Genomic DNA, 17,941 nt, shown 5'->3' on the forward strand with positions numbered 1-17,941 from the left:
GGAAGGAGTTTCTTTTGGGGGTTATCCTCCATTTGATCGCTCTTGATTGCTGTTTATTTCAGTTCGACAACCGTGACGCCGTGTCCACCTTCTCCAGCTTCACCGAAGCGGAAACTTTTCACACGGGAATGATTTTTCAAATATTGTTGGATTCCTTTGCGTAAAGCCCCTGTTCCTTTCCCATGAATGATCGAAACTTGATGATAGTTCGATAACAGTGCGTCATCCAAATACTTTTCTGTGCGAAGAATGGCGTCCTCGTACCGCTCTCCCCTTAGATCAAGCTCCAATTTGACATAGGAATCTCTTCCTCTCACAGAAGCCGAGACGACAGGTTGCTTCTCTTTTTCAGGTTTGACATATTCTAAACCGGATTGTTCCAGCTTCATTTTCAAAATACCGATTTGGACAACCCATTCCTGATCCGATACTTTTTCAATCAATGTCCCTTTCTGACCATAGCTGAGCACTTTCACCTCATCGCCGACTTGCAAAGGTCTTGGAGCCGCTTTTGCTTTGACCACTTTTTTCTTCGCTTCCGTAGGGGTCGCGCCTTCAAGCCTTTTCCGCGCCTCAATCAATTCATGCTCTTTGACATCGGCTCCTACATTGAGTCGCATCGCACGTAGATCAGATATGACTGCTTCTGCTTCACGCCTCGCATCTTCGACAATTTTTTTCGCTTTGTCTTTCGCTTTCGTTTCCAACTGCTCTTTCATCGCATCGTACTCAGCTATTTTCGCTTCCAATTCCCGTTTCAGCTGTTCAGTTTCCAACAGGATTTCATGCGTTTCTTCCGCGTCTTTTTCCGATTGTACGCGGCTTGTCTCAAGAGAGGCAATCATGGAGTCCACTTCGCCGCGATCCGTTCCGGTAAAGCTTTTTGCCCGATCGATAATTCGCTCTTGAAGACCGAGCCGCTTGGAAATTTCAAATGCATTACTGCGACCTGGCACGCCAATCAATAATCGATAAGTCGGGCTCAGTGTATCAATATTGAATTCCACACTCGCATTCGCGACACCGGGACGATTATAGCCATAAGCCTTCAATTCTGGATAATGTGTCGTCGCCATCACACGCGCACCGCGTCCATGTACTTCATCTAGAATCGAGATTGCAAGTGCCGCCCCTTCTTGCGGGTCCGTACCCGATCCAAGTTCGTCGAAAATCAACAAGGAGCGGTCATCGTATTTCTGCAAAATGTCGACAATATTAACCATATGGGACGAAAATGTACTCAAGCTTTGCTCAATGGACTGTTCATCGCCAATATCCGCATACACCGATTCGAAAACAGCGACTTCCGAACCGTCAAGCGCCGGGATCGGTAGCCCCGCCTGCGCCATCAATGTGCAAAGCCCGACCGTTTTCAACGTGACCGTCTTCCCGCCGGTGTTCGGCCCCGTAATGACTATTGTTGTAATATCCTTGCCGAATTCAATCGTATTGGCAACCGCTTCGTCAATAGGGAGCAGTGGATGCCTCGCTTTTGTCAGACGAATATAGCCTTGATCATTCACTTCCGGCTTCGTACATTTTTGGGCCATCCCGAATTTTGCCTTTGCTAAAATGATGTCGATTTCAGAAAGAACAGCAACAAGAACAAACAACTCATGCGCGATTTCCTGCACCTTCGCTGAAAGCTCAAGAAGGATCTTTTCAATTTCTTCCTGTTCTAGCATTTTAAGCCGTCTAATTTCATTGTTCGCTTGGACGACTGCATCCGGTTCAATGAATAACGTCTGGCCGGAAGATGACATATCGTGGATAACACCGCCATAGTGGGAACGATACTCTGCCTTCACAGGAATGACGTAACGATCGTTCCGGATCGTCACAATCGAATCGGATAACATTTTCGCCGCATTTTTGCCGCGTGTATAACTTTCCAGTTTTTCGCGTACACGCCCTTCTTGCATCCGAAGGCTTTGTCGGATTGAACGGAGGGCACCCGAAGCACTATCGACGACATGACCATTGTCGTCAATGCATGCATTGATTTCATGTTCCAAGCCCGTCAAAACCGGGATCGTCTCTTTTTTCGCAGTGAAATGCGGAATCTCGATATCTTCATCTGTCTCAATCGCTTCGATAAATTGACGCAGGATGCGGCTCGCCCGAATCGTATTGGCAATTTCCATCAATTCAAACGCGCTGAGCATCCCGCCCATTTGCGCACGTTTGGCGTGAGGTCTGACGTCACTGATTCCCCCCATCGGCACATTGCCTCGGATCCGTAAAATGGCTAAGCCTTCATCCATTTCTTCCAATAACCGGACCACTTCTTCGAAATCACTGACAGGCACTAATTTTTCGATCATTGTCCGTCCGGCAGATGATGTGCAATAACCTGCTACAATCTCCCGGATTTTATCAAACTCAAGTGTTTTTAAGACACGACTTTCCAATGTCTTACACTTCCTTTCACTTCCGTAGTATGTCACGGATGAATCGATCGAGCGGCCATGCATTGACGACCGTCTCTTTTTTCAACCATGCTTTTTGGGCGTATTTCACACCGATTTCCATATATTTCAATTGATCGATAGCGTGGGCATCTGTGTTGATGGCAATCTTCACACCCGCATCCTGCGCCATGATCAAATGCTCCGTCGCAAGGTCAAGCCGATAAGGGTTTGCGTTCAACTCCAATAGTTTGTTATATTCTTTTGCCCATTGGATCAACTGTGGCACGTCCGTATCATAGCCATCCCGCTGACCGATAATCCGGCCTGTCGGATGAGCAATCATATCGACATGTGGATTTTTCATGGCTGCATGGAGCCTGTCCATAATCTGTTCCTGAGGCTGATTGAAATTCGAATGGATGGAGGCGATGACGAAATCGAGTTCACTCAACAATTCGTCGTCAAAATCGAGCGTCGCATCGGGAAGAATATCCATTTCCGTCCCACAAAAGATTTCAATGTCCTTATATTCTTCGTTCAATGTACGGATTTCTGCTATTTGTTCGCGCACCCGATCAGGCGTAAGACCATTTGCCACTTTCAAATATTGCGTATGATCGGTGATCACCATATGGGAATAGCCTTTTGCACGACAAGCTTCCACCATTTCACGAATCGAGTACCCCCCATCCGACCACGTCGTATGCATATGGAAGTCTGAACGAATATCTTTCAATTCAATCAAATCATTCAATTCATCGATTCGATCGATTTCACGGCCGCTACTCCGGACAGCTGGGGGGATGAATGGCAAATCGAAATGGGCAAAAAACTGTTCTTCTGAATCAAACGTCGTGATTTGGCCATTTTCATCTTCCACGCCATATTCACTGATTTTCCACCCTTTTGATTTTGCCAGTTGGCGCATGCGTATATTATGATCCTTCGACCCTGTAAAATGATGGATGGCAGAGGCAAATTGCTCATCTGTGACAAAACGGAAATCCGCGTCCATTTGGTCCTCCAAATCGAGCGTGATGGAAAGTTTAGCATCACCGGCTGCAATCGTCGCAGCAAGCGGTAAAGCGGCAAGCAATTTTTCGCGCACCGTTCCCGGCTCTTCCGTCACAACGATAAAATCGACATCGCTGCTTTCTTCTTCGGCTCTGCGGTAGCTGCCCGCCACTGAAAAACGTGTAATTTCAGGAATTGCTTGCAGCTCAGCCTCTATCAATGAAACGACTTTTTCCACTTGCCAAATCGCGAACTTCCCTTGGCGCGAACCTAGTAGTTCAATTTCTGCCAGTATATTCTGCTCCGTCTTCTTGCCAAAACCAGGCACTTTGCTCACTTTTCCATCGATACACGCTTCCTGTAGCGATCCAACTGAATCGATGCCAATCGCTTCGCGCAATTTGGCAATCCGTTTGCCGCCAAGCCCAGGGATTTTCAAAAGAGGAATAAGCCCTTTCGGAACTGCTTGCTCCAATTCTTTCAGCAGATCAGACTCGCCTTTTTCCAACAAATCGGAAATGACTGCACCTGTCCCTTTCCCAATCCCCTTCAATGTTAAAATATCATCCATTTCCGATAAACTCCGCGGATCAAGTTCAAGGACATTGGCCGCTTTTCTGAATGCAGCCACTTTGAAATGATTTTCCCCTAGCAATTCCATATATAAAGCAATTTTTTCAAATGTGCGGATAATCGTTTTTTTATTCACCTTAAATTCCCTCCCAATTGAAACTGAAAAGTACCTAGCCTCGAGGTGTTCTTGAAAAAAGCTTCCCTCCACAAAGGGGGAAGCCATCATTTTGTATAGATGTACCACCAGTTCCGCACCATCTCAGAAAGCAGTGGTGTATGCTCAAACATCGTCTTGGCAAACAATGAACTGCTTAACATGTTTTGAATGAAATCCATCGGTAACATGGCCAACAAGTAAAGGACAAGGAATATGAAAATATAAAATTCCAGAAATCCGAATAGCGCCCCAACAAGTCGGGCGACAAAGCCTAGGACCGGCACGTATTGCAAGAAATCGAACATGGAAGCGACAATTTGTAAACCGAATTTGACCACAAGAAAAATGAGGACAAATGCAAGCAAACGATAAAACGTCTGATCCAAATCAAGCTGTTCAACGGTCATTGTCAATTTCGAGCCTGCCGTTACACCCGGATAAGGAACCCAAAGAACAAATTTCTCTGCCAGTTGTTTATAATACAGATAAGCGACGATAAGTGCGATAATGAAACCTGTCATATGTATGAGTTGCACGACAAATCCGCGCTTGAATCCTGTAATAAGTCCCCCTAAAAGGAGGAAAATAATAAGTAAATCTAGCATGTCAGACCGTCAACCCTTCAACTTTTTCAATTCTTCTTCCATTTGTTCAAGTTGCTCTTTTAATTTAAGATAATCATGTACAGTATTTACAGCGGTGAGCACAGCGATTTTTGCACTGTCGAGAGAAGGGTTACGCGCACTAATTTCGCGCATTCTATCATCGACCATCGAGGCGACCAGCCGCATATGACTGCTAGTTTCGGTACCGACCATCTTATATGTCTGACCGTATATGTCAACCGCTATGCGCGTCTTTTCTTCGTCAATCAAAGACCTGACCTCCTACAATCAATTACGCCTAAAAAACTCTAGTACCCATCATACCATGAAAGTGATTTAGTTGTCATGGACCCAATATTGAATACGATTGACCCTATCATCCCTTGAAGGAAAGGAAGTTCATAATTGAGCAATCATGTCATTGTAGTAGATGCACAAGTTGTACAAAAAGTGATGAATCACTATGCGTCATCCAAAGTGGTCCGCAACGCACCCGGCGTCGTTTTTGCGGCAAAATTACCGGATACGGCGATTACTGCTTACAAATCTGGGAAAGTGTTGTTCCAAGGCGCGGGAGCCGATCGAGAAGCGGCACGTTGGGGCAAAGTAGAAAATAAATCGACATCCGTCAAAGCGACATCGAAAGGGGATCGATTGCCAGATCGGTTGGCAGAACTCTCTGTCGTTGGATCGGACGAAACCGGCACCGGTGACTTCTTTGGACCGGTGACCGTTGCCGCGTGCTACGTGAGAGCCGATCAAGTGGCGCTTGTTCGGGAGCTAGGCGTGATGGACTCCAAACTATTAACGGATGACGTGATGCGGAAGATCGCTCCAGATTTGCAAGCGACTTTGATTCATAGTGTGCTCACTTTGAAAAATGAGAAGTACAATGAAGTACAAGGCCGCGGTTGGTCCCAAGGGAAAATCAAGGCATTGCTTCATAATCAGGCACTGAAGCATGTGCTTCGGAAAATGGGCGACGAAAAACCCGACTATATTTTAATCGACCAATTCGCGGAAAGAGGCATTTATTATAATCATATTAAGGCCCAGTCTGAAATAGTGCGGGAAAATGTATTATTTTCAACGAAAGCGGAAGGGCTACACGTTTCAGTCGCCGCAGCCTCCATCATTGCACGTGTTGCATTTTTGGAAGAGATGGACCGCTTGAGTACGGTTGCAGGCATGACGCTTCCGAAAGGCGCAGGACCCAAAGTGGATGAAGTAGCCGCAAGGATTTTATTAAAAGATGGGGAAGAACAATTGAAAGTAATGACCAAATGGCATTTTGCAAATGCGGGGAAAGCGAAAAAAATTGCTGAGAGGAAAAAAAGGTAACAGTATTGTTAGGTTGTCTTGGGGCTTATTGGCGTTCGTAGCGGAGTTATTGGCGTTCGCCCGTTGTTTATTGGCGCTGAAAGACGGTTTATTGGCGATATGAACCGAGTTATTGGCGTTAATGAATAATTTATCGGCGATTCAAGACTAAACTACCATTAAAAAACGCCGCTCACGGCACCGTGAGCGGCTATTATTCATTTATCCTCGAAGTAATGCTCCTGCTTGTTCTGTTAAAGCTTTCAACACTTTGTCATGTGCTTTAACGACTTCTTCGTCTGTCAATGTGCGCTCTGGATCTGTATAGGTCAAGGAGAACGCCACGGATTTCTTACCTTCCTCAACGTTAGCCCCTTCATACAAGTCGAAGAGTTTTACGTCTTTCAATAATTTCCCGCCTGCACTGCGGATGACTGTTTCCAGCGCTCCCGCTGATGTTCCGCTATCGACGACGAGTGCGATATCCCTTGAAATCGACGGGAAACGTGGAACTGGAACGTATACCAATTCATCCGTTTCGATGGAAAGGATTTTTTGAAGATTCATCTCCATCACGTAAGTATTTTTCAAATCACGTTTTTTCTGTTCAGTTGGATGGATTTGGCCAATCAAGCCGATCTGTTCACCGTTATGAAGAATATTCGCTGTGCGTCCAGGGTGCATGCCATCGATAACAGCTTGCTCAAATGACAGATCTTCGCTCAGACCAAGACTGTCCATCATCCCTTCGACGATTCCTTTCAACACAAAGAAATCAACCGGCTTCGTTTCGCCTTGCCATGCATGATCAACCCATTTTCCAGTGATGACAGCAGCTACATGTTCCACTTCCTGCGGCAATCCGTCCTCTTCTTCTCCAAGGAATACCGATCCTGTTTCATAAAGTGCAACTGAATCGATACGACGTGCAACGTTGTACGTCGCCGCTTCTAGAAGATGCGGAATGATACTTTGACGCAGAGTACTCCGATCTTCACTCATCGGCATGAGCAATTCTGTAACAGGCGCTGTTTCAAGCGCATACTGTTGTGCATGTTCCTTCGAAGTTAATGAATAGGTCAACGCTTGATACAAGCCTGCCCCTTCAAGGAAAGCTCTCACTGTACGACGCTTCGCTTGATACGAAGTTAAACCTCCTGGCTTCGACTCCGCAATCGGCAGTGTCATCGGAATATGATCGTATCCGTACATGCGGGCAATTTCCTCGATAATATCTTCTTCAATCCGCAAATCTTGTCTGCGTGTCGGTGCGTCGATAACGAGTTTGCCGTTTACCGCTTCCGTCGGGATTTGCAATCGATCTAAAATGGACAGCATTTCTTCCAACGAAATTTTCATGCCAAGACGATTATTGATATAATCCGGAGAAACGGTGATGCGTGCAGGTGCCTTATCCAGTTCGTCAACGATGACAGAACCAGCCAACACCTCTCCACCTGCAATCTCAGCCATCAGTTGTGCAGCACGTTCTGCAGCCGCAATGACACGGTTCGGATCGACGCCTTTTTCGAAACGTGTACTCGCATCGCTGCGCAATCCGATTTCTTTCGAAGTTTGGCGGACGGATGCCGGAGCAAAATAAGCCGATTCAATGACAACTGTCGTGGTTCCATCATGCACTTCGGAGTTCAATCCACCCATGACACCCGCAACGGCGACAGGTTCGTGACCATTTGTGATAACTAGATTATGCGATTTCAATGTCCGTTCCGTTTCATCCAACGTCGTGATCTTTTCGCCTTCCTCTGCTAGTCGGACAGCAATTTCCCCTGTTTCAAGGCGATCGTAGTCAAATGCATGAAGCGGTTGACCGTACTCCATTAGGACAAAGTTCGTAATATCGACAACGTTATTGTGAGGACGTACACCTGCAGCCATTAGACGATTTTGAAGCCATAATGGTGATTCTGCGATCTTGACGTTTTTCACGACTTTCGCCACGTACATTGGATTTTCTTCGATTGCATCGACACGTAACTTCAGTACATCCTCCGCTTTTTCAGTCGATTCCGTATATGAAATTTTCGGAAGTTCGATGCCTTGCGATAAAATTGCACCTACTTCATACGCCACGCCTAGCATACTGAGCGCATCTGAACGGTTCGGAGTCAAATCGAATTCCAACACTTGATCATCCAATCCAAGCAATGGCAATGCACTTTCTCCCGGCACCGCCGTTTCAGGCAAAACATAAATCCCTTCCGCATACGCTTTTGGCACAAGTTTCCCTTCGATGGCCAGCTCTTGGAGTGAACAGATCATGCCGTTCGACTCTTCACCGCGCAGTTTTGCTTTTTTAATTTTAAAATTGCCCGGTAGCACTGCACCTGGACGTGCCACGATCACTTTTTGCCCTTCTGCAACGTTCGGGGCACCACAAATAATTTGTGTAACTTCTTCCCCAACATCCACTTGGCAAATACGTAACTTATCTGCTTCCGGATGCTTTACACATTCCTTTACATAACCGACAACGACATTTGTCATGCCGTGGGAGCGGTCGATGATGGTATCGACTTCTATTCCGGAACGTGTAATCTTTTCCGCTAGATCTTGCGAGGCGATTCCTTCTATATTCACATAATCACTTAACCATTTTGTAGATACTAACATGTCATGTCCTCCCCTTAAGCTTCCGTCCGGTGGAATTGTGATATGAACCGCACATCATTCGTATAGAAATGACGGATATCTTCCACACCATATTTCAACATTGCGATCCGTTCAGGTCCCATACCGAAAGCGAAACCTGATACAGCAGCAGGGTCATAGCCAGCCATTTTCAGCACGTTCGGGTGAACCATCCCCGCGCCCAAAATTTCGATCCAGCCGGTCTTTTTACAAACATTACAACCCTCTCCGCCACATTTGAAGCAAGAAATATCCATTTCAACAGACGGCTCCGTGAACGGGAAGAAACTTGGACGCAAACGGATTTCGCGTTCCTCACCAAACATTTTCTTCGCGAACGCAGAAAGGGTCCCTTTCAAATCGCTCATGCGAATATCTTCGCCGATGACAAGCCCTTCGATTTGTGTAAACTGATGCGAATGCGTCGCATCGTCGCTATCACGACGATACACTTTTCCCGGGCAGATGATTTTAATCGGCGCGCCGCCTTTCGCTTCCATTGTCCGCGCTTGGACAGGTGATGTGTGCGTACGAAGAAGCACTTCTTCCGATATGTAGAAAGAGTCTTGCATATCGCGTGCCGGATGACCTTTCGGCAAGTTTAACGCTTCAAAGTTGTAGTAGTCCTTTTCGACTTCAGGTCCTTCCGCGATTTCATAGCCCATACTGATGAAGAAGTCTTCAATATCTTCCACAACACGTGTCAATGGGTGATGATTACCTGTACGCGCAGGTCTTCCCGGCAATGTGACGTCAATCGCTTCTTTTGCAAGCTGCTCATTGATGGCTTGCTCTTCAAGCTTCGCCATCCGTTCTTCCAATACTTCTGTTACCGTTTCACGAATGACGTTGACGAGTGCCCCCATTTTCGGACGTTCTTCAGCAGGGAGTTTCCCCATACCTTTCAGTAGATCCGTAATCGGCCCTTTTTTCCCTAAGTAGGCAACACGGACTTCGTTTAATGCTTTTACATCTGAGGCGGCTTCAATTTTTTCGAGCGCCTCCATTTTCAGCTGTTCCAATTGTGCTTCCATTTTAAGTCTCCTTTTCTTTAATTGAATAAAAAATCCCCGCCCCTATAAAAGGGACGAGGACGAATTCGCGGTACCACCCTGATTTACCATGCCAATAGACATGATCACTCAATTTCGGAATAACGGTCCGGAGCCGGCACACCTTTACAGCATACACTGGTCCCGGTGGCAGCTTTCGGGGTGAACTTCAACAGACACTTGCCCATCCACGCTTTCAGTCAAGGCGCGGATTCCCTTTTGGTTCGTGCAAGTTTACTCTTCCCGATCAACGCTTTTCATTTTTCCAATCAACGCTAGTATACCCGAAATCAGTTTGTTCATCAACTAAGTTCAAGCTTATTTTATTGAATAGGCATATAACAGGATACCCGTAGCCACTGCAACGTTCAATGATTCCGCTTTTCCATACATCGGGATCTTAACCGTTTCATCAGCCGTTTCTAGCAGTTCAGGGTCGACACCGCTGCCTTCATTTCCAACAATAACGGCAAACGCAGCTTGCGGTTCGATTTCGAAATGATTGACCGCATTTTGCAAACCGGTCCCCAACACGCGAATACCCACTGTTTTCAATTGCGATACCCATTCGAACAAATCTCCCTTCACAACCGGGATATTGAAATGGGATCCTTGTGCCGAACGGACCGTTTTCGGATTGTACGGATCCGCTGAACCTTTTCCGAGGATGACCGCATCCATACCTGCTGCATCCGCTGTCCGGATCATCGTCCCAACATTGCCTGGATCTTGGACAGCATCAACGAGCAATAGCTTTTTCCAATTCGCAACCTCTTCTTCGGCATGTTGAGGCTGACGGCAATGCGCGTATACACCTTGTGTATGTTCCGTTTCTGAAATTTCTTTAGCGACCGCATTATTTATTTCCACTATATGTACATTTTCCGTGGACCAATGGGCGGGCACTTCAATATCTTCCCGTACCATCAATGTTAGGACTATTCCTTCACGCTTTAATGCTTCCTCGACTAAGTGAAATCCTTCTACAAGAAATTCTTCTGATTTATCTCGTTCTTTGCGCGTTGTCACGAGCTTCTTCCAATGCTTCACCAATGCGTTTTGTGGGGATTCAATGCGTTTCATCTATATCGTTACCGCCTTTTTCTTTTTAGTGTATCAAATGACGGTATAGTTGGCGATATTTGTGTACAAAATGACTGTGGGAGGTTGATAAAATGGATTTCCAAATAAGAGATGCGATTACGGCAAACATGAGAAATAATTCAGCGGAAGATGTCCGTAACGTCGTCGAAGATGCGATTAAACGTGGAGAAGAACATTTGTTACCAGGCCTTGGCGTGTTCTTCGAGAAGCTCTGGAACAATTCAGGTGAACAAGAAAAATCAAAAATGGCAGGCGAACTGGCACAAGCGTTTTCTGCTGGGTGAATCATTTCGGAATGGCGTGGGGAACAAGTCCCTACGTCATTTATTTATCTTTATTCGCTGAATAGGAGTAGAACGCAGGCTAAGATCGCCACGTCCTGTGGCATCGCCTGCATGACCTGCATCGTGCAGGTCCAAGCCTCCGGCGGATGTCACAGATTTTGAAAGGAGTTAAGGAAGGCAACCTAAGTTCGCCGCGTCCTGCGGCAATGGTTGCATGACCTACATCCTGTAGGCCTCAAGCTCGATTCAAAATCTCGACGCAATTACGCCGAGGCGTAATTGATTATAAAAAAAACAAGCTCAGGCATGAAAACCTAAGCTTGTTGATTGATTCATCCTAACAAAGTCGCAAGAACTGCTTTTTGAGCATGCAGGCGGTTCCCGGCTTGTTGGAAGACGTAGGAGTTCGGTCCATCAATAACGGAAGTTGCGACTTCTTCCTCACGGTGTGCAGGAAGGCAATGCAAGAACATATAATCTTTCTTCGCATGCGCCACCAATTCATCATTGATCTGGAAGTCTTTGAATGCTTCAAGACGTGCAGCCGCTTCTTCTTCTTGCCCCATACTCGTCCAGACGTCCGTGTAGACGACATCTGCATCTTTCACAGCCTCAACAGGATTTGTCGTAGTGACAACACTTCCGCCATTCGCCGCCGCAAGCTCTTGCGCTTTCACAAGAAGTTCTGCGTCGTATTCGAATCCTACAGGCGTTGCAACCGCTGCATGCATCCCCATATGAGCCGCCGCAATGACCAAGGAATGCGCCACATTATTGCCATCCCCAATATAGGCGATTTTCTTTCCTGCCAATGACCCTTTCACTTCCAGTATCGTCAGCAAGTCCGCTAAAGCTTGGCACGGGTGAAAAATATCCGTCAATCCATTAATGACTGGAACTGAAGTATGCTCTGCTAGCTCCTTCACCATTTCATGTGAATTTGCGCGGATCATGACACCATCCAAATACTCAGAGAAGACATGGCCTGTATCATAAACCGATTCCCCACGGCCGATTTGTAAGTCTCTCGCATTCATAAACATTGCATAACCACCGAGTTGGATCATCCCTACCTCAAATGAGATACGTGTACGTGTAGAATGTTTCTCAAAAATCATGCCTAATGTTTTCCCTGCCAACAATGGAGGCATATGCCCCGCTAACATTTCTTGTTTCATATCATTTGCAAAATCCAATAAAAACGCGACTTCTTCGCTTGTATAATCAAGAAGGGATAATAGATCTTTTCCTTTTAAACCATTCGCAATTTCCGTATTCGTCATTTTATATTTCACCATATCGTCATCCCCAATCGTTAATTTCGATTTGTATAATCAATTATATGTATGCATAATTATAAAGTCAAGTGCATTATTATGAAAAATCACAAAAAAAACTGCACAAGTCATTTACCCGACTTGAGCAGTTCCCTAAACATTTATTCAAACGTTATTTTATTTACTGTGTCACGATCTAGCTTTTTGATGACTTCCACCATCAGTTTCACGGTGTTTTCAAAATCATCGCGATGCAACATAGCTGCATGCGAGTGAATATAACGAGTCGGAATACAGATTGCCAGAGATGGCACGCCTTTCCCTGAAAGATGAATGGAACCTGCATCCGTTCCGCCACCCGCCATCGTTTCGAACTGATAAGGGATGCCATGTTCTTCAGCCGTATCGATGACAAGTTCCCGCAGTCCTTTATGTGAAACCATGGAAGCATCAAACAACACAAGTTGTGGACCATTGCCCATTTTGCCCATCGCTTCTTTCGATGAGACTCCCGGCGTATCACCTGCCACACCAACGTCAACCGCAAAACCGATATCCGGCTGAATTTTCGTTGCTGCCGTCCGCGCACCGCGTAGACCGATCTCCTCCTGCACAGCGCCAACTCCAAATACGATATTCGGATGCTTCTCACCTTTTAACGCTTTCATGACTTCAATCGCAATAGCACAACCGATTCGGTTGTCCCACGCTTTGGCAAGCAGATATTTTTCATTATTCATAACCGTAAATTCAAAATAAGGGACGACCATATCTCCAGGCAAGATCCCCCACTCCATCACTTCCTCTTTGGAAGTCGCACCTACATCGATAAACATATCCTTGATATCGACAGGCTTTTTACGCGCTTCCGGTGTAAGAATATGCGGAGGTTTCGATCCAATGATACCTGTCACTGTATCCCCTTTGCGCGTCACTATTGTAACCCTTTGCGCAAGCATGACTTGTGACCACCATCCGCCAACCGTTTGGAAAGAGATGAACCCTTTGTCATCGATTTTCGAAACCATGAATCCGACTTCATCAAGGTGACCGGCCACCATGATTTTCGGCCCGTCTGCATCGCCCGTCTTCTGAGCGATTAAAGACCCTAAACCGTCTTGGGTCAGAGCATCCGCGAACGGCTCTATGTATGTTTGCATCACTTCGCGCGGTTCACGCTCATTTCCCGCTATCCCTTTTGCATCTGTGAGCGCTTTCAGCATCGTTAATGTATCGTCTAATTTTGTCAAATGCTTCAACCTCCTAAATAAACCTTACCATTGTAGTATATGCGAAATGCAGGACATTATCAAAAATTGCAACGGTGGTAGACACTTTGCAATGCAAAAAAATGGCGTCACTTCATTAATAGAAGCAACGCCAGCTTTTGTTATTCCACTTACAGTAATTCTTTTCGCAAATCAGCAGCGCTCTTCGGTGAAAGCAAGCCCGGCGCAATATCGAACACCGACTTGGCCCCAGCATCTCCGTTTTGACTCAAACGGTAAGCCGCACGTGCATAGGCAACCAGGACACTGGATGTGAATTCCGGGTTGCTGTCGAGTTTCAAGGAATATTCCATCACTTGTGCATTGCCTTCGCCCGTTTTACCGCTGCGGATTACGAAACCGCCATGTGGCATTGCGGAGTGATCGCGTTTCAATTCTTCTTCTGAGATGAATGTCACCGTTGTGTCATAGTCCGTGAAATAGTCAGGCATTGTGACAATCGCTTGTTTCACTTCATCCGGATTCGCCCCTTCTTCTAATACAACATAGCACTCACGTGTATGCTTTTCCCGTGTAGATAATTCAGGGAATGATCCGCTGCGCACACGGTCTACTGCATCCGGCACAGGAATTGTATATTGAACAGCCCCTTTAACGCCCGAGACTCTTCTTACCGCATCTGAATGTCCTTGGCTCAAGCCTTTCCCCCAAAATGTATACGTCGCACCTTCCGGAAGGATCGCTTCGCCGTACAGGCGGTTGATGGAAAATAAACCTGGATCCCAGCCGACAGAAATGATGGCCGTCTTGCCATTCGGTTTTGCAGATGCATCGACCGCTGCAAAATATTCCGGAACTTTCGCATGCGTATCAAAGCTGTCCACAGTGTTGAACAGCGCTGACAAAGCAGGACCTTGTTCAGGCAAATCGTTTTTCGATCCGCCACAAAGAATCAGGACGTCTATTTCGTCCGTAAAATTTTGGATGTCATCCATCTTATGTACAGGTACGTTCCCATTCAATAACTTCACATCTTCCGGATTTCTTCTGGAAAATACCCCGACCAATTTCATATCTTCGTTTTGAGCGATTGCAGATTCAACCCCACGCCCTAAATTTCCATATCCTGCAATTCCAATTCTAATTGTCATCTTATATTAACTCCTTTCATGTTACTGCTTTCATATTCAGCAGTTTGTTGTATAAGTTTACCTCTTTATTCGTCATCTTTCTAGATAACCTATCCGCTTTTGCTAAAAAATCTTCATCGACAGCTCCAAATCCGTAACCGCCCTCTTCTTGCCGAAAGATCGGGAGTGCTTCGTACTTTATTGGATAGCCGCCATCTTCCCGAATGAATCCTTGCAATGATTGTAAATAGTGCAATACCTCCGCATGTAATTTTCCCTTCATATGAAGGGATTCCGTTGCAGTCAATACGAACGTCGTTGTTTCCCCATAGAGCCCACTTCCGTCCCGATCACCTACATTCTCTGCAATCCATCCTGTGAAGCGCCCTCCACCGGATAGACGATTGATTTTATCAAAAATTGTTCGTAATATATCCACTTTTATAAAAGATAAATCGAGATCCTCTTCTTTCAACTTCTCATCATCAAAATGAAAGACCCAACCAGCAGTTGTCATCTCTCGGTCCGTTATACTTTGCAGTTCAACAAGAGGACCCGTTTTGCGCATTTCATCATTGTACAGTTCGACAAGTGTGATTTGCATATCATTTTGAACGGGTTCCGGCATTTGTGCGATCAATTGCTTACCGATTGTAAATTCTCCATTTTCGACCCTTCCAAAATAGAAAGGAATTTCTTTTTGGATACTGATCAATGCCGAGGCCAAGCGGCATTGTTCGTCATCCTGTCTGACGTTCAGTTGAAAGGGAATCGCTTCAACTGAATGATCACTCTTCCAGAAAACCGCCTCCATTACAATCGCATTAAGAGTGGAATATGCATGCCTGACGACGATTCCAGCTTTGACAATATCATCTGCATCGAAATGGTCGGGTTGAATAAAAAATTCAATGGAAGTGTCCGCCGCGATTTTCGGAAAGATGGAATGTCCTGTCTCCAATCTTTCATATAGAACGGGATCTTCTTCTATTTCAGTTAAAATAGACGGTTTCCTTGTCAAATCTTGTGCATAGAAAGGCTCGTACCAATGTTCCAAATCGAGTTCGACGAAAATATATTGTTTTTCGATTTGTTCTTCGATTGCTTTTTCGTCTCGCTTGCTAAATAGTTTTTTTATGAAGTTCAATGAATAGATCTCCTCCGTTAATTCGTTGATATGGGATTATCTTAACGTTTCTAGTTTGAAAAGGCTAATCCAACTACATTGTTCATAATCTAGCCTTTTCACTAATCTCCAAAAAAATGTTAAACTATAAGGGATGCATTTCAATTGAAAAGAGGCTTCATTATGCGCGGTTTTGTTTATCTGATCGTCTTTTTCTCGTTTTTTGATTTATTTTCACAGTTACCCGTCATGAGTCCATTTGCACTTTCGCTTGGGGGCACCCCATTTTTGGTCGGACTTGCTGTCGGTATGTATTCCTTTTCCAATACGATCGGCAATATCATCTCGGGTTTTATGACCGATAAAAGAGGGCCATTCCTTTTACTTGTATTAGGATTGTTCGCTTCTGCTCTTTCCCTTTTCCTCTACTCGGCCGTAGCGGATGCGACGGCATTGCTCGGTGTCCGATTCATCCACGGTTTCATGGAAGGGTTGATCGTTCCGGCGGCATTCACTTTTCTCGCCAATCGGGCAGAAGAATCGAAAAGAGGTCGTAATGTTGCCATTTCAGGTGCATTTGTCGGACTTGCTGCCATTATCGGTCCGGCGTATGGCGGAATTGTGGCTGCTAAAACGAGCACGCCGTTCATCATGGCTGTCAATGGGGGGATTATGCTTCTATTGGCGATCCTCGCATTCTTTGTTCTCCGTTCCTTCAACTATGTCCGTAAACGCAAGACCAAACCATCCCGGCGCTTTCCAGTGAAAAACTTATTCCGGAACCCAGGGATGATTCGGGCATTTGCAGGCGCATTTTTTCTTATGTTCTCACAAGGCGTCCTTGCGCTCGTCCTGCCATTGAAAGTCGAATCGCTCGGATTTGATACGAAAACGAGCGGGATCTTATTGAGCACGTTCGGCGTCGTTGCAATCCTGATCTTCCTATTGCCGATCAACCGGATATTCGACCGTGCCCGTCCGGTTTCGACGCTTGCATTCGGCATCTCACTGATGGGGCTGAGCATGTTGTTTTTAAGTCAGATCGAGGAATTGAATCTTTTATATGTGGCCATGGCGATTTACGGGGTAGGCTTCGCTTTCCTATTCCCTTCCATCAATTCCCTGCTCATCGACTCGTCCACGACGGAATACCGCGGGAAAGCATATGGCTATTTTTACGCGTTCTTCTCGATCGGTGTCGTAGCAGGATCAGGTCTGATCGGATTTTTGGACCTTGAGTTTCGCGGCGCTTTCATGCTAACCGGGATCATTCTGCTAGCCGTAGCGGCCTACACGCTGCTCGGTATGAAAAAACGTTCTATTGACAAATCCACTCCTGTCGTCTAAAGTCAAAGACGAAACGAATACCCTGTCTGGGAGAGGTTCATAGCGACCCTCTATAAAAAACTATGTATGGATGCCTCGATCATTCGACACGGCTTTTTTAGATTGCATAGACGAACCTCCCCGACAAAATTTACGGGAGGTTTTTTTAATTGGCTGGAAGAGATGAAGCAACATTGAGTGATTTGACATTACTCGGCAACCAAAACACAAAATACTTATATGAATACAATCCGGACGTATTAGAATCGGTCGATAATATGCATAGTGGAAGGGATTACTTTGTCAAATTCAATTGTCCCGAGTTTACATCCCTTTGCCCGATGACGGGCCAACCCGATTTTGCAACGATGTATATCAGTTTCATCCCTGATCAAAAACTGGTCGAAAGTAAATCATTGAAACTTTACTTATTCAGCTTCCGGAATCACGGCGATTTCCATGAAGACTGTGTCAATATCATTATGAACGACTTGATCAAACTCATTGAACCGCGTTACATCGAAGTATGGGGCAAATTCACGCCACGCGGTGGGTTGTCAATAGACCCTTACTGCAATTACGGTAAACCCGGCACAAAATATGAACAAATGGCCGATCACCGGATGATGAATCATGACCTGTACCCAGAGAAAATCGATAACCGCTGACTGAAGATAAAAA

At 45.6% G+C, this 17,941-nt stretch carries 15 protein-coding genes, 1 riboswitch and 1 other annotated feature; of the genes, 4 read left to right on the forward strand and 11 right to left on the reverse strand.

What is annotated here, in order from left to right; genetic code table 11:
• Positions 1 to 53: 53 nt before the first annotated feature.
• The 4 genes from MHZ95_RS09125 to zapA all read right to left on the reverse strand — a co-directional run bounded on the left by MHZ95_RS09125 (position 54) and on the right by zapA (position 5,030).
• The gene (locus MHZ95_RS09125) at positions 54 to 2,411 is read right to left on the reverse strand and encodes an endonuclease MutS2 (protein ID WP_239390313.1); all 2,358 of its coding nucleotides are present in this window, start codon (positions 2,409 to 2,411) and stop codon (positions 54 to 56) included.
• A gap of 16 nt (positions 2,412 to 2,427) precedes the next feature.
• Entirely contained in the window at positions 2,428 to 4,134 is a 1,707-nt protein-coding gene (polX, locus tag MHZ95_RS09130) for a DNA polymerase/3'-5' exonuclease PolX (RefSeq protein ID WP_239390314.1), read from the reverse strand.
• Positions 4,135 to 4,220: 86 nt separating this feature from the next.
• A complete protein-coding gene (locus MHZ95_RS09135; protein ID WP_239390315.1) occupies positions 4,221 to 4,760 on the reverse strand; it encodes a CvpA family protein in 540 nt (179 codons plus the stop codon).
• A gap of 9 nt (positions 4,761 to 4,769) precedes the next feature.
• Positions 4,770 to 5,030: a cell division protein ZapA gene (gene zapA / locus MHZ95_RS09140; RefSeq protein ID WP_239390316.1), complete on the reverse strand. Its 261-nt coding sequence runs from the start codon at positions 5,028 to 5,030 to the stop codon at positions 4,770 to 4,772.
• A 135-nt stretch (positions 5,031 to 5,165) separates the two neighbouring features.
• Here zapA and rnhC point away from each other — a divergent pair, with 135 nt between their 5' ends.
• Positions 5,166 to 6,101, forward strand: coding sequence for a ribonuclease HIII (gene rnhC / locus MHZ95_RS09145; RefSeq protein WP_239390317.1), 936 nt, complete (start codon positions 5,166 to 5,168; stop codon positions 6,099 to 6,101).
• Positions 6,102 to 6,302: 201 nt separating this feature from the next.
• Here rnhC and pheT read toward each other — a convergent pair whose 3' ends face one another.
• From pheT to MHZ95_RS09160, 3 genes are all read right to left on the reverse strand, one after another.
• The gene (gene pheT, locus MHZ95_RS09150; protein ID WP_239390318.1) at positions 6,303 to 8,714 is read right to left on the reverse strand and encodes a phenylalanine--tRNA ligase subunit beta; all 2,412 of its coding nucleotides are present in this window, start codon (positions 8,712 to 8,714) and stop codon (positions 6,303 to 6,305) included.
• A 14-nt stretch (positions 8,715 to 8,728) separates the two neighbouring features.
• Positions 8,729 to 9,766 (reverse strand): phenylalanine--tRNA ligase subunit alpha, encoded by a 1,038-nt coding sequence (pheS, locus tag MHZ95_RS09155; protein ID WP_239390319.1) that lies wholly within the window; start codon positions 9,764 to 9,766, stop codon positions 8,729 to 8,731.
• A 46-nt stretch (positions 9,767 to 9,812) separates the two neighbouring features.
• Positions 9,813 to 10,044, reverse strand: a binding site (T-box leader).
• Between the two features lie 58 nt (positions 10,045 to 10,102).
• Positions 10,103 to 10,867: a TrmH family RNA methyltransferase gene (locus MHZ95_RS09160; protein WP_239390320.1), complete on the reverse strand. Its 765-nt coding sequence runs from the start codon at positions 10,865 to 10,867 to the stop codon at positions 10,103 to 10,105.
• A gap of 92 nt (positions 10,868 to 10,959) precedes the next feature.
• Here MHZ95_RS09160 and sspI point away from each other — a divergent pair, with 92 nt between their 5' ends.
• The gene (sspI, locus tag MHZ95_RS09165; RefSeq protein ID WP_239390321.1) at positions 10,960 to 11,172 is read left to right on the forward strand and encodes a small acid-soluble spore protein SspI; all 213 of its coding nucleotides are present in this window, start codon (positions 10,960 to 10,962) and stop codon (positions 11,170 to 11,172) included.
• A 332-nt stretch (positions 11,173 to 11,504) separates the two neighbouring features.
• Here the strand turns inward: sspI and argF are convergent, their stop codons facing one another.
• The 4 genes from argF to MHZ95_RS09185 form a co-directional block, all read right to left on the reverse strand.
• A complete protein-coding gene (gene argF / locus MHZ95_RS09170) occupies positions 11,505 to 12,470 on the reverse strand; it encodes an ornithine carbamoyltransferase (RefSeq protein WP_239390322.1) in 966 nt (321 codons plus the stop codon).
• Positions 12,471 to 12,610: 140 nt separating this feature from the next.
• A complete protein-coding gene (locus MHZ95_RS09175) occupies positions 12,611 to 13,699 on the reverse strand; it encodes a M42 family metallopeptidase (RefSeq protein WP_239390323.1) in 1,089 nt (362 codons plus the stop codon).
• 149 nt (positions 13,700 to 13,848) lie between these two features.
• Positions 13,849 to 14,829, reverse strand: a complete 981-nt coding sequence (locus MHZ95_RS09180; protein WP_239390324.1) for a diaminopimelate dehydrogenase — start codon at positions 14,827 to 14,829, stop codon at positions 13,849 to 13,851.
• A 16-nt stretch (positions 14,830 to 14,845) separates the two neighbouring features.
• Complete coding sequence (locus tag MHZ95_RS09185; RefSeq protein ID WP_239390325.1) at positions 14,846 to 15,955, reverse strand: hypothetical protein; 1,110 nt, start codon at positions 15,953 to 15,955, stop codon at positions 14,846 to 14,848.
• A 162-nt stretch (positions 15,956 to 16,117) separates the two neighbouring features.
• On the opposite strand from MHZ95_RS09185, the gene MHZ95_RS09190 reads away from it, so the two are divergent.
• Both MHZ95_RS09190 and queF read left to right on the forward strand, forming a co-directional pair.
• On the forward strand, positions 16,118 to 17,281 hold the full coding sequence (locus tag MHZ95_RS09190; protein ID WP_239390326.1) for an MFS transporter: 1,164 nt from the start codon (positions 16,118 to 16,120) through the stop codon (positions 17,279 to 17,281).
• 26 nt (positions 17,282 to 17,307) lie between these two features.
• Positions 17,308 to 17,351: riboswitch (PreQ1 riboswitch) on the forward strand.
• 79 nt (positions 17,352 to 17,430) lie between these two features.
• On the forward strand, positions 17,431 to 17,928 hold the full coding sequence (gene queF / locus MHZ95_RS09195; protein ID WP_239390327.1) for a preQ(1) synthase: 498 nt from the start codon (positions 17,431 to 17,433) through the stop codon (positions 17,926 to 17,928).
• Positions 17,929 to 17,941 lie beyond the last annotated feature (13 nt).

The organism is Sporosarcina sp. ACRSM (genome assembly GCF_022346545.1).
In the GTDB taxonomy this organism is placed as follows: domain Bacteria; phylum Bacillota; class Bacilli; order Bacillales_A; family Planococcaceae; genus Sporosarcina.

Coding starts and splice junctions, on each gene's coding strand:
- sspI (WP_239390321.1), top strand. CDS start 10,960: ATGGATTTCCAAATAAGAGATGCGATTACGGCAAACATGAGAAATAAT.
- MHZ95_RS09160 (WP_239390320.1), bottom strand. CDS start 10,867: ATGAAACGCATTGAATCCCCACAAAACGCATTGGTGAAGCATTGGAAG.
- pheT (WP_239390318.1), bottom strand. CDS start 8,714: ATGTTAGTATCTACAAAATGGTTAAGTGATTATGTGAATATAGAAGGA.
- MHZ95_RS09180 (WP_239390324.1), bottom strand. CDS start 14,829: ATGACAATTAGAATTGGAATTGCAGGATATGGAAATTTAGGGCGTGGG.
- MHZ95_RS09190 (WP_239390326.1), top strand. CDS start 16,118: ATGCGCGGTTTTGTTTATCTGATCGTCTTTTTCTCGTTTTTTGATTTA.
- MHZ95_RS09135 (WP_239390315.1), bottom strand. CDS start 4,760: ATGCTAGATTTACTTATTATTTTCCTCCTTTTAGGGGGACTTATTACA.
- pheS (WP_239390319.1), bottom strand. CDS start 9,766: ATGGAAGCACAATTGGAACAGCTGAAAATGGAGGCGCTCGAAAAAATT.
- argF (WP_239390322.1), bottom strand. CDS start 12,470: ATGGTGAAATATAAAATGACGAATACGGAAATTGCGAATGGTTTAAAA.